This window comes from Kitasatospora sp. NPDC114501 (genome assembly GCF_055633695.1).
Window position 1 is genome coordinate 658,415 of sequence record NZ_JBVKDS010000002.1, and the last position, 9,636, is coordinate 668,050.

Sequence of the window (9,636 nt, forward strand, 5' to 3'; positions counted from 1 at the left end):
CCCCCAGGCCCAGCGGGTGCCCCCACACCCCCTCTCCCCCCAGGAGGCCCGTTCCATGGCGTTCAACGAGCTCACCGACGGTCTGCCCGAACCGGTCCGAAGGGCCTGGGAACGCAGCCTGGCCGGCGGCCGGGCCGCGCTCGGCCGCCGCACCCTGCTGCGCGCCGCCGCGCTGACCGCCGGAGCGGGCACCCTGGCCGCCTGCGGCATCCCGGCGGCCCCACGGGCGTCCGGGGACTCGACCGCGAACGCCGCCAAGGACCTCTCGGAATCGCAGAAGGAGGTCGGCTTCTCCAACTGGCCGCTGTACGTGGACACGGACGAGAAGGACAAGGAGAGGCACGGCACGCTGGACGCCTTCACCGAGGCCACCGGCATCAGGGTCAGGTACACCGAGGACGTCAACGACAACGTCGAGTTCTTCGGCAAGGTCAAGCCGCAGCTCGCCGCCGGCCAGGACACCGGCCGCGACCTGATGGTGCTCACCGACTGGATGGCCGCCCGGCTGATCCGGCTCGGCTGGGCGCAGAAGCTCAACCCGGCGAACGTCACCACCGCGATCACCAACATCGAGGCGCGCTTCCGCGCCCCCGACTGGGACCCGGGGCGGCTGTACTCCTACCCGTGGGCCGGCATCCAGACCGTCGTCGCGTACAACCGGAAGGCGACCAGGGGGAAGGAGGTCACCAGCGTCTCCCAACTGCTGGACGACCCCGACCTCAAGGGCCGGGTCACCTTCCTCTCCGAGATGCGCGACAGCATCGGGATGGTCCTGCTGGACCAGGGCAAGGACCCCGTGAGGTTCACCGCCGACGACTACGACGGCGCGGTCGCCCGGCTGCAGAAGGCCGTCGACAACAAGCAGATCCGCCGCTTCACCGGCAACGACTACGGCCAGGAGCTCTCCGCCGGCGACATCGCGGCCTGCATCGCCTGGGGCGGCGACCTGATCCAACTGCGGGCCGACAACCCGGACATCGAGTTCGTCATCCCGGAGAAGGGCTACATCGCCTCGACCGACAACATGCTGGTCCCGGCCAAGGCCCAGCACAAGGCGAACGCGGAGAAGCTGATCGACTTCTACTATCAGCCGAAGATCGCGGCGCAGCTGGTCGCGGGCATCGGCTTCGTCTCCGCCGTCACCGGGATGAAGGACGAGCTCGCCGGCATCGCCCCGGACACCGCGGCCAACCCGCTGGTCGTACCCACCCCCGAGATGGCGGTCAGGGCACACGTGTTCCGCACGCTCTCCGAGAGCGAGGAGAGCGACTTCGAGCAGAAGTTCTCCAAGCTCATCGGCGCCTGACCCCGACTCCCGGCAGACAGACCCAGGAAGACACCACCCCATGACAGACCAGCAGCGCGACGCGGCCGCCGGCGGCGACGTCCGGCTCACCGGCATCGGCAAGACCTACGGCTCCTTCACCGCCGTCCACCCGCTCGACCTGACCGTGCCGCAGGGATCGTTCTTCGCCCTGCTCGGCGCCTCCGGCTGCGGCAAGACCACCACCCTGCGCATGATCGCCGGCCTGGAGGAGCCCACCAGCGGCACCGTCCTGATCGGCGGCCAGGACGTCACCGCCCTGCCCCCGTACAAGCGTCCGGTGAACACCGTCTTCCAGAGCTACGCGCTCTTCCCGCACCTGGACATCTTCGAGAACGTCGCCTTCGGCCTGCGCCGGCGCGGCCGGAAGGACGTCAGGAAGCAGGTCGAGGAGATGCTGGAGCTGGTCGAACTCGGCCAGTACGCCCGGCGCAAGCCGCACCAGCTCTCCGGCGGCCAGCAGCAGCGCGTCGCGGTCGCCCGCGCGCTGATCAACCACCCGCAGGTGCTGCTCCTGGACGAGCCGCTCGGCGCGCTCGACCTCAAGCTCCGCCGCCAGATGCAGCTGGAGCTCAAGCGGATCCAGACCGAGGTCGGCATCACCTTCGTGCACGTCACCCACGACCAGGAGGAGGCCATGACGATGGCCGACACCATCGCGGTGATGAACGGCGGCCGGGTCGAGCAACTGGGCGCCCCCGCCGAGCTGTACGAGAATCCCGCCACCACCTTCGTGGCCAACTTCCTCGGCCAGTCCAACCTGCTGCCCGCCGAGGTCACCGGCACCGAGGGCGGCAACCTGCTGCTCAGCGCGGCCGGCGCCCGCCTCGCGGTACCGAAGGCGCGCTGCGCCACCGACGCCAGGCGCGTCCACCTGGGCGTGCGGCCGGAGAAGATCACCATCACCCACGCCTCCGAGCAGGTCGCCGACGGCCGCAACCGGCTGGCCGGCACGGTGCTCGACTCCAGCTTCATCGGCGTCTCCACCCAGTACCTGGTGCGCACCGACGGCGGCCAGGAGGTCACCGTCTTCGAGCAGAACATGGAGCGCGACGCCCGGATCGTCCCCGGCGCCGCCGTCCAGCTGCACTGGAACCCGGCGCACTCCTTCGCCCTGGACGCCGCCCAGGCGATCGACGCGGGCACCGCGGAGGAGGTCGCATGACCGCCACCACCCCGGTCGCGCCGCCGCAAGTCGTCCCGCTGGAACCGGGCGAGCGCAAGCCGAGGCGCAGGCTCACCCCGTACTGGCTGCTGCTGCCCGGCCTCGCCTGGCTGGTCGTCTTCTTCGCCGTCCCGATGGTCTACCAGGCGTCGACCTCGCTGCAGACCGGCTCGCTCGAAGAGGGCTTCAAGGTCACCTGGCACGTCTCGACCTACTGGGACGCCCTGGTCGAGTACCGGTGGCACTTCCTGCGCTCGTTCTCCTACGCGGCCGTCGCCACCGTGCTCTGCCTGGCCGTCGGCTACCCGCTCGCGTACACGATCGCGTTCAAGGCGGGCAAGCGCTGGCGCAACGTCATCCTGATCCTGGTCATCGCGCCGTTCTTCACCAGCTTCCTGATCCGTACGCTGGCCTGGAAGACCATCCTGTCCGACGGCGGCCCGGTGGTCGGCGCGCTGAACGCGCTGCACGTCCTGGACGTCACCAGCCTGCTCGGGCTCACCGACGGCGACCGGGTGCTGGCCACACCGCTCGCGGTGGTCTGCGGCCTGACCTACAACTTCCTGCCGTTCATGATCCTGCCGCTGTACACCTCGCTGGAGCGGATCGACCCGCGCCTGCACGAGGCGGCCGGCGACCTCTACGCCCGGCCGTTCACCACCTTCCGCAAGGTGACCTTCCCGATCTCGCTGCCGGGGGTGGTCGCGGGCACCCTGCTGACCTTCATCCCGGCCTCCGGCGACTACATCAACGCCCAGCTGCTGGGCTCGCCGAGCGAGCAGATGGTCGGCAACGGCATCCAGAAGCAGTTCCTGAACGTGCTCGACTACCCCACGGCGGCCGCGCTGAGCTTCATCCTGATGGCCCTGATCCTGGGCATGGTGACGGTCTACATGCGCAAGGCCGGGACGGAGGATCTGGTCTGATGTCCCGGATGTCCAAGTGGATCCGCGCCCACCTGGTGGTGCTGGCCGGCCTGTTGGCCCTCGCCTACCTGGTGCTGCCCAACCTGGTCGTGCTCGCCTTCTCGTTCAACAAGCCGGTGGGCAAGTTCAACTACGAGTGGAACGAGTTCTCCACCGACGCCTGGACCAACCCCTGCGGTGTGGCCGACATGTGCCGGTCGCTCTCGCTCAGCCTGCAGATCGCGGTGCTCGCCACCGTCGGCGCCACCGTGCTCGGCACCATGGTCGCCTTCGCGCTGGCCCGTTACCGCTTCCGCGGCCGCTCGGCCACCACCGCGATGATCTTCCTGCCGATGGCCATGCCCGAGGTGGTCATGGCGGCCTCGCTCGGGACGCTCTTCCTCAACATGCGCATCCCGTTCGGCTTCACCACCATCCTCATCGCGCACATCATGTTCTGCCTCAGCTTCGTGGTGACGGCGGTCAAGGCGCGTGTGATGAGCATGGACCCGAGGCTGGAACAGGCCGCCCAGGACCTCTACGCGACCCCCACCCAGACCTTCCTGAGGGTCACCCTGCCGCTGGCGGCGCCCGGCATCGCGGCGGGTGCGCTGCTCAGCTTCGCGCTCTCCTTCGACGACTTCATCATCACCCAGTTCAACTCGGGGCCGACCACGGTCACCTTCCCGATGTTCGTCTGGGGCGCCTCGCAGCGCGGCATCCCGGTGCAGGTGAACGTCATCGGCACCGCGATGTTCCTGGCCGCCGTCGTGCTGACGGTCGTCGGCCAGTGGCTGGGCAACCGTCGGAAGGCCACCGCCTGACGTACGGTCGGCAGCGGTCGACAGGGCCCGGCAGGGCCCGGCAGGGCTCGACAGCGGCTGACAGCGGTGGCACGTAAGACCGTCGTCTATTCGTAGAAAGTGGCTGATAATGCATGGACTCCGCCCGCGCGCTCAGTGACGCCAGGCCCACCCCCTTCTGGCTGGAGGATCCCGGCCGGCCGGCGGTGCTGCCCGCCCTGGTCGGCGACACCACCTGCGACCTGCTGGTCGTCGGCGGCGGCTACTCCGGCCTGTGGACCGCCCTCATCGCCAAGGAGCGCGACCCCTCACTGGACGTCGTGCTGGTCGAGGGCAACGAGGTCGGGTGGGCCGCGTCCGGGCGCAACGGCGGATTCTGCGCGGCCAGCCTCACCCACGGCTTCGGCAACGGCCTGGACCGCTGGCCGTCCGAACTCGCCCAGCTGGAACGCCTCGGTGCCGCCAACCTCGACGGCATCGAGGCCACCCTGGAGCGCTACGGCATCGACGCCGAGTGGGAGCGCACCGGCGAGATCGACGTCGCCACGCAGCCCCACCAGGTCGAGGAACTCCACGAGATCGCCGAGGCGGTCGCCCGGTACGGCTTCGACATCACCGTCCTGGACGCCGACCAACTGCGTGCCGAGGTGAACTCGCCGACCTTCCTCGGCGGCCTCTGGGACAAGGAGGGCGTGGCGATGGTCCACCCCGCCAAGCTCGCCTGGGGCCTCAAGGCCGCCTGCCTGGGCCAGGGCGTGCGGATCTTCGAGCACACCCGGGCCACCGACCTGCGGGAGCACGGCAGCGGCATGGCCGTCCGCACCCCGTACGGCCGGGTCCTCGCCCGCAAGGTCGCGCTCGGCACCAACGTGTTCCCGTCGCTGCTCAAGCGGGTCCGCCCGTACATCGTCCCGGTGTACGACTACGCGCTGATGACCGAGCCGCTCGACGACGAGCAGCTCGCCTCGATCGGCTGGCGCGGGCGGCAGGGCCTCGGCGACAGCGCCAACAAGTTCCACTACTTCCGGCTCTCCGCCGACAACCGGATCCTCTGGGGCGGCTACGACGCGGTCTACCACTTCGGCGGTCACGTCCGGCACGAGTACGACCAGCGGCCGGAGACCTTCCGCACCCTGGCCACCCACTTCTTCCGCTGCTTCCCGCAGCTGGAGGGCCTGCGCTTCACCAACGCCTGGGGCGGCGCGATCGACACCTGTAGCCGGTTCTCGGCGTTCTTCGACACCGGCTACCGGGGCAAGGTGGCGTACGCCGTCGGCTACACCGGGCTCGGGGTCGGCGCGACCCGCTTCGGCGCCGAGGTGATGCTCGACCTGCTCGCCGGCGAGCGCACCGAGCGCACCTCGCTGGACATGGTGCGCAGCAAGCCGCTGCCGTTCCCGCCCGAGCCGGTGCGCTGGGCCGGGATCGAGCTCACCACCCGTTCGCTGGAGCGGGCGGACCGCACCGGCGGCCACCGCAACCTCTGGCTGCGCACGCTTGACCGGCTGGGGCTGGGCTTCGACAGCTGAACCGTGAATCCCCCAGTCGGGTGCCCGTAGTCGTGTAATCGGGACCCGCCGTCCGCCTCTCCTTGGTGACGGCGGGTCTCGCACCTCCCGCCGTCTCCGAACAGTACGAACGGCGAGAAGCGGGGACACGACATGGAGACCACCGGACTGCACTGGCTCGCCCAGGTGGCACCGGACCCGGAATCCCTCCGGGAGCAGTGGGAGCGCACCGGGCTGGGCCTGATGCTGCTGCCGGCCGGCCGGCGCTGGGACGTCCTCTCCGTTCCCGGACGGCTCGGGCGCCCGGCCCTGGAGATCATGGACCCGTGCACCGGCGGCCCGGTCCTCACCGACCTCGCGGGCGAGTACGTCAGCTTCCTGGTGCCCGTCGGCACCGCCGCCCGCTGGATCGGCACCGGCGTGCGCAGTGCGGGCGAGGGCACCTGGATCGTCGTCCCGCACCCCGAGCGGAGCAGCCGGGGCGTGCGCTGGCTGCTCCCGCCCGACGGCTCCGGGCAGCTCAACGACCCGGTGCTGCTGGAGCTCGTCCTGCACGAGGCGGCGGCGAGGCTCGGCGGCTGGTGAGTCTCCTTCGGCGCCCGGCGTCGAGTCTCCTTCGGCACCCGGCGGCACCCGGCGGCGCTCGACGGCGCCGGCGCGCGGAGCGGGCGGGCGCGTCAGACTGGAGGCGTGACCACCGTCCCGCACGCCGTCGACGCGTCCCTCCGTCCGGGCCCCGCCCAGCTGCGCCTGGCCGCGCTGGCCGCCCCTGTCTGCGACCGCTACGGCCTCGCACTGGCCGGTGGGCACGCGCTGCGCGCCCACGGCCTCGCGGCCTGTCCGCAGGACGGGCTGACCCTGGTGACCGGCGGGGCCGACCTGCCGGAGGTGGCCGCCGCCCTGGGCGAGGCGTACCGGGCGGCGGGCGGCGGGGTCGCCGAGCGGCCGGGCACCCCGCGGCTGGAGCAGCTCACCGTCCGGCTGGCGCTGGGCGGGCGATCGCACTCGGTGGAACTGCGCAAGGAACCGCTGGGCCACCGCCCGGTCCGGCTGGACCTCGGTGCGCCCGGACCGGACGAGCCGCCGGTGGTGCTGCCCGTAGTCGCGCTGGAGGACGCGGCGGCGCTGACCACCGCGCTGCTCGTGGACCGGGGCATGCCGCGTGACCTGATCGACGTGCACGCCCTCACCCGCTGCTACCGGGAGGGCGAACTCCTCGTACTGGCAGGGGAGTTGGACCAGGATTTCCAGCCCGCGGCGCTGGCCGACCGGCTGGAGACGCTCGCCGAGGCGGCGGACGGGCGGTTCCGCGCCCGGGGCGTCCCCGCCGACGAGGTGGACGAGCGGAAGCGCTGGGCGCTGGCCTGGGCGCAGGATCTGCGGCTGGATCTGCTGGAGACCCAGGAGGCGCCGGACGGGCTGCACGACCCGTACCTGGAGGAGCCGGAGGACGGGGAGTCCTGAGCCCCGGTCGGGCGGGTCACCCGTTCGGCCGAGTGACCGGACGACCTGTAAGGCTGAATCCGTGATCCCCGTCAGCCTGTTCGTTGAGCCGGGCCGAAGCGGCGACCAGACTGGGAGGCGAGCGCGGTAGCCCCGTGGTTCCCCTCGCCCGGCCCATCCGTGGGCGGCGCCAGACCGGACCGGAGGCAGGACGCCGCCCGGGACTTCGGAGGCAGACGGACCTTGAGCAAGCACATCATTCACTGGATCGGCGGCAAGCCGGTCGCCACCGCCGGTGCGGCCCCCCGTCGTGGCGAGATCTTCGACCCGGCCACCGGCCAGGTCTCCGGTCAGGTCGACTTCGCCGGGATCGCCGAGGTCGACCAGGCGGTGGCCGCCGCCGCCGCGGCCTTCACCGAGTGGCGCACCGCCTCGATCGCCAAGCGGACGACGGTGCTCTTCGCCTTCCGCGAGCTGCTGAACGCCCGCCGCGACGAGCTGGCCTCGATCATCGTGGCGGAGCACGGCAAGGTGCACTCCGACGCGCTGGGCGAGATCGCCCGCGGCCTGGAGGTCGTGGAGTACGCCTGCGGCATCCCGCAGCTGATCAAGGGCGGCTTCACCGAGCAGGCCTCGACCGGTGTCGACGTCTACTCGATCCGCCAGCCGCTCGGCCCGGTCGCGATCATCTCGCCGTTCAACTTCCCGGCCATGGTGCCGATGTGGTTCTTCCCGATCGCCATCGCGGCCGGCAACACCGTCGTGGTGAAGCCCTCGGAGAAGGACCCGTCCGCCGCCAACTTCCTCGCCGAGCTGTGGAAGGAGGCCGGTCTGCCGGACGGCGTCTTCAACGTCGTGCACGGCGACAAGGTGGCCGTCGACCGCCTGCTGGAGCACCCGGACGTCAAGTCCGTCAGCTTCGTCGGCTCCACCCCGATCGCCCGCTACGTCTACGAGACCGGCACCCGCTACGGCAAGCGCGTGCAGGCCCTGGGCGGCGCCAAGAACCACATGCTGGTCCTGCCCGACGCCGACCTCGACCTCGCCGCCGACGCCGCCGTCAACGCCGGCTTCGGCGCGGCCGGCGAGCGCTGCATGGCGGTGTCGGTGCTGGTCGCGGTGGACCCGATCGGCGACGAGCTGGTCGAGAAGATCAAGCAGCGGATCGCCACCCTGAAGGTCGGCCCGGGCTGCAACGGCGACTCCGAGATGGGTCCGCTGGTCACCGGCCAGCACCGCGACAAGGTCACCTCCTACGTGGAGTCCGGGGTCGCCGACGGCGCCGAGCTCGCCGTGGACGGCCGCAAGCACCCGGTCACCGCCGAGGACCGGAACGGCTCCCCGACGGCCGACGGCTTCTGGCTCGGCCCCACGCTGTTCGACCACGTGAAGCCCGGCATGTCCGTCTACAACGACGAGATCTTCGGCCCGGTCCTCTCGGTCGTGCGCGTCGACTCGTACGAGGAGGGCCTGGCGCTGATCAACGCCAACCCGTACGGCAACGGCACCGCCCTCTTCACCAACGACGGCGGCGCGGCCCGGCGCTTCCAGTTCGAGGTGGAGGTCGGCATGGTCGGCATCAACGTGCCGATCCCGGTCCCGGTCGCCTACTACTCCTTCGGCGGCTGGAAGGCCTCGCTGTTCGGCGACGCCCACGCGTACGGCCAGGACGGCGTGCAGTTCTTCACCCGGGGCAAGGCCGTGACCCAGCGCTGGCTGGACCCGTCGCACGGCGGCATCAACCTGGGCTTCCCCACCAACAGCTGAGCCGCACGGCTCCACCGGCCGGACCCCTCCCCCCGGGGTCCGGCCGGCCGTCTTTGCGCGACGTTTGCATCCGCTCGCAGAAGCGCGTACAGTTCTTCGAGCTGCCCGGCAGGGAGCACCGGACACGCGTCTGCGCGGACGGTCCCGGGGCAGCCAATCCTCTGAAACACCACTTCTCGGTTCGTGCCGGTCGTTTCGCTTTTCCGCGTGACGGCCTGGTGCTTATTCGGCGTGCGCGTTTAATTGGGTTGCGGCTGGATTCGCTTTTCGGAGCGGGGATCGGCTAGAGTTTGAAACGTCGGACGGGGCGTCAAACCCCGGAAGACACCGGCGAGTTGGATGAACGAAGCCCCGGAAACGGAGCGGAAAACATCTGATAAGCTGGAAACACGAAAGAACGAAGCCCGGAGGGCCTGCTGGAAGGCAGTCCGAAGGAAGCGTCCGTTCCTTGAGAACTCAACAGCGTGCCAAAAGTCAACGCCAGATATGTTGACATCCCCGGCCTCGGTCGTTTGATCGGGGTTGGAGATTCCTTTTGAAACAAACACTAGCGAGGACGCAGTGCGCGGGGCCGCCCTATTCCGGTGGTTGCCGTGCCGCTCAACGCGGGTGTCGACCCGATTACGGGTATACATTCACGGAGAGTTTGATCCTGGCTCAGGACGAACGCTGGCGGCGTGCTTAACACATGCAAGTCGAACGGTGAAGCCCTTCGGGGTGG

At 70.4% G+C, this 9,636-nt stretch carries 8 protein-coding genes and 1 rRNA gene; all 9 read left to right on the plus strand.

From position 1 onward, the window contains the following. Positions 1-55 precede the first annotated feature (55 nt). Positions 56-1,306: a polyamine ABC transporter substrate-binding protein gene (locus ACZ7RU_RS06360; RefSeq protein WP_470339739.1), complete on the plus strand. Its 1,251-nt coding sequence runs from the start codon at positions 56-58 to the stop codon at positions 1,304-1,306. Between the two features lie 40 nt (positions 1,307-1,346). Then, positions 1,347-2,489, plus strand: a complete 1,143-nt coding sequence (locus ACZ7RU_RS06365; RefSeq protein ID WP_470339740.1) for an ABC transporter ATP-binding protein — start codon at positions 1,347-1,349, stop codon at positions 2,487-2,489. Beyond that, positions 2,486-3,415 carry an ABC transporter permease gene (locus ACZ7RU_RS06370; RefSeq protein WP_470339741.1) on the plus strand — a complete coding sequence of 310 codons (930 nt, stop codon included), beginning with the start codon at positions 2,486-2,488 and terminating at the stop codon, positions 3,413-3,415. Before ACZ7RU_RS06365 ends, ACZ7RU_RS06370 begins: the two co-directional genes overlap by 4 nt. Continuing rightward, positions 3,415-4,218 (plus strand): ABC transporter permease, encoded by an 804-nt coding sequence (locus tag ACZ7RU_RS06375; protein ID WP_470339742.1) that lies wholly within the window; start codon positions 3,415-3,417, stop codon positions 4,216-4,218. Before ACZ7RU_RS06370 ends, ACZ7RU_RS06375 begins: the two co-directional genes overlap by 1 nt. 113 nt (positions 4,219-4,331) lie before the next feature. After that, complete coding sequence (locus tag ACZ7RU_RS06380) at positions 4,332-5,726, plus strand: NAD(P)/FAD-dependent oxidoreductase (RefSeq protein WP_470339743.1); 1,395 nt, start codon at positions 4,332-4,334, stop codon at positions 5,724-5,726. A 132-nt stretch (positions 5,727-5,858) separates the two neighbouring features. Continuing rightward, positions 5,859-6,290, plus strand: a complete 432-nt coding sequence (locus tag ACZ7RU_RS06385) for a hypothetical protein (protein ID WP_470339744.1) — start codon at positions 5,859-5,861, stop codon at positions 6,288-6,290. Positions 6,291-6,395: 105 nt separating this feature from the next. After that, a complete protein-coding gene (locus ACZ7RU_RS06390) occupies positions 6,396-7,169 on the plus strand; it encodes a nucleotidyl transferase AbiEii/AbiGii toxin family protein (protein ID WP_470339745.1) in 774 nt (257 codons plus the stop codon). Between the two features lie 222 nt (positions 7,170-7,391). Next, positions 7,392-8,915 (plus strand): CoA-acylating methylmalonate-semialdehyde dehydrogenase, encoded by a 1,524-nt coding sequence (locus ACZ7RU_RS06395; RefSeq protein WP_470339746.1) that lies wholly within the window; start codon positions 7,392-7,394, stop codon positions 8,913-8,915. A 634-nt stretch (positions 8,916-9,549) separates the two neighbouring features. Further along, a 16S ribosomal RNA gene (locus tag ACZ7RU_RS06400) occupies positions 9,550-9,636 on the plus strand; the annotation flags it as partial.